The 1,758-nt window shown below is 39.6% G+C and carries 3 protein-coding genes; 1 reads left to right on the top strand and 2 read right to left on the bottom strand.

Annotation, left to right across the window (positions count from 1 at the left end):
• Positions 1-486: 486 nt before the first annotated feature.
• The gene (locus R8N49_RS24550; protein WP_225455906.1) at positions 487-741 is read left to right on the top strand and encodes a hypothetical protein; all 255 of its coding nucleotides are present in this window, start codon (positions 487-489) and stop codon (positions 739-741) included.
• A gap of 139 nt (positions 742-880) precedes the next feature.
• Here R8N49_RS24550 and R8N49_RS24545 read toward each other — a convergent pair whose 3' ends face one another.
• A complete protein-coding gene (locus R8N49_RS24545; RefSeq protein WP_238777734.1) occupies positions 881-1,234 on the bottom strand; it encodes a hypothetical protein in 354 nt (117 codons plus the stop codon).
• A 328-nt stretch (positions 1,235-1,562) separates the two neighbouring features.
• Positions 1,563-1,718 carry a hypothetical protein gene (locus tag R8N49_RS24540; RefSeq protein ID WP_191116630.1) on the bottom strand — a complete coding sequence of 52 codons (156 nt, stop codon included), beginning with the start codon at positions 1,716-1,718 and terminating at the stop codon, positions 1,563-1,565.
• Positions 1,719-1,758: the final 40 nt, after the last annotated feature.

Below are 1,758 nucleotides of genomic sequence, written 5' to 3'. Positions count from 1 at the left end.
GGGCTGCCCTGCGCTGTGAGTAAGGCTTTACGCCCCCATTCCAGTCTCACAACACTAATCAATTATTCCTTTTCCGCTGTTCTCTCTCTAGCAGCTACAAGAGAGCGGTTTTATCGTGCTTTCGCAAGTTTTGATTAGTGCCTTTACCTGTCACCTTTGGAACTTCCCTTGGTCGGTGACTGATACGCATCGCTCTGTCCAAAACATCTTGAGTCCAAACAGAGTGCAGGAATACTTGAAGTGCTTAGATGATATGGCTATCATGAAAGGACTTACACCGGTCTTCAAACTAGTAAGTATTCCGAACAAAGCCAGCTCGCCAAAGCTGGTTTTGTCATATCTGGGGATTGAGATTACAACCAAAGAGCATGGATCTCAACGATCCTTTTCTAAGGTAATGAACGTCCTCAAGAAAAACGCCTCCCAATGGGAGGCGTTTTTCGTTTAAATTGAGCACTAAAATCGAACACGCACCTTAAACCAAACATGCCCAAAGAAAAGACCGAACAAGATAAAGTGAATGTAAAACGCATAAACTCAGGAATGCGTGAACTTTCTAAAAGTGTTTACAACAAAGTAAACCGCTCGAACTTTAAGAGCTTCACTCAATTCGACAAGATGTTTTGGGACGTAACCAACCGAGCATGGCTATCAGTAGAACACTCTACTTTTGAAGATAAGCTAGAGTTCGCAACTCTCTATTGGGAAGATTACTGCAAAAAGAACCTAAGTAATCGCTAAAACTCCAAACCAAGCCGTGACGCAGTAACGAAAAGGCCGCCTAGATAGGCGACCTTTTGGGGTTCGTACAACGGGGGTTATGGTGAATTAACTTTCCGGTCACTGGAAACAAAATTTTCGGCTTATGAGAGGGCTATGTTTAATAACACTGACCATATGAAGGCGCTTGTTTGATTCTATAAGTCCTACCATTCTGATCTTTAGTATCTATGTATGAGAACATGCTAGATAAATCATCATAATAAGATGGCAATTCTAATGCGCTGTAACCTCCATTTGGCCACTCAACAACAGCGTAATTACTCCAAGAATGATACTTATAACTCTTAGTTGCTTCATTGATTGCATCACCTGAAACAATTGTCGCTGGAACTTTATAAGAATCTCCCCATGAGTAATCTTTTCTTTGATACTTAACACATGCATATTCTTGTGATGCAAAAGTGTTGAAACTAAATAAAATGAGAATAAGAAGAGAAATAATTTTATACATGTCTACCTTGCCAATTTTTAATAGAAAACGATTACCATTTTCATCTAATAACTTGTACCGATTGAGCTGGATATTAAGTAAAACAATATGTCACACCATAAATTATAAAACTAGGTTCTTATTATTCCTATTACGTTAAATAGCCGACTTAGCATCTCAAAACGCCAATCTGACGCTCTCAAAACGCTCCTGGAGCGTTTTTAAGCACTTATCCTTACCTAATTAGCCAGAAATCGGGCTGTAAGTTTGTGACGCTTTCAGAGCGATTTACAGGGCAAAAAGTTCGCTGTTCGATTGAAACAAAAAACGCCCTCTAAGGGCGTTTTTTCTATGTTTTCATCTTATCGATGGCATCTTTGGTGATCAGCTCGTTAGCTATCTCTAAGTTCTCTTTGTACTTCTCATATTCAAATCGAGATAACGAACTTCTCGGATCGTACTCGTAACGCTGACAGAATTGCTCAAAAGTAACAGCTGCACTCATAGACACCTCTTAATCTTTAAACTGAAAACTTCGCATAAAG

It is taken from the genome of Vibrio sp. 1978, from assembly GCF_033344345.1.
This window is presented reverse-complemented; position numbering and strand designations above follow the sequence as displayed.